Annotated in this window: 1 protein-coding gene; it reads left to right on the top strand. The window is 45.0% G+C overall.

Going from position 1 to position 393, the window contains the following annotated elements; all coding sequences use genetic code 11:
- The coding region (locus tag D7Y13_RS46725) for a hypothetical protein (RefSeq protein WP_158626273.1) at nucleotides 1–393 on the top strand (393 nt) is incomplete at both ends.

The raw sequence follows: 393 nt of genomic DNA, 5'->3' as shown, positions 1-393 counted from the left end.
ATGGTAAGGTCAATCATGATGCAGGCATCGAACAACTTAATATTTTGTTTGCACAGCAGACTGCTTTAAATAGACATCCACAAACTCAGTCTGAAATGGCTGTTTCTGAGAAGGTTCCATTTGATCCCGTCTTTGCTGCAACCACACTTGCTGGTGGACGTACCACTGACAAGCTTTCACAAATGTTACGTGTTCTTCGTCGTATCCGTATTGATGGTACTGCAAATTTTGATGATTTCCTTGCGGACTTCCGTGTTGCTCTAACAACCTTTTCACGCGAAATGGACCTTGCTATTGCAGACCTTCCAACTGAAGCAGACAAGGCACTTTGTTATCGTTTGATTGAGGAGTCAAAGGCTTCGCCTCGCGCAGGCTGGACACCATCACCAGAAG

Origin of the sequence: Corallococcus praedator (assembly GCF_003612125.1) — a bacterium.
In the GTDB taxonomy this organism is placed as follows: domain Bacteria; phylum Myxococcota; class Myxococcia; order Myxococcales; family Myxococcaceae; genus Corallococcus; species Corallococcus praedator.
Note: the sequence above shows the minus strand (reverse complement) of the source record. Positions and strands in the feature narration are given on the sequence as shown.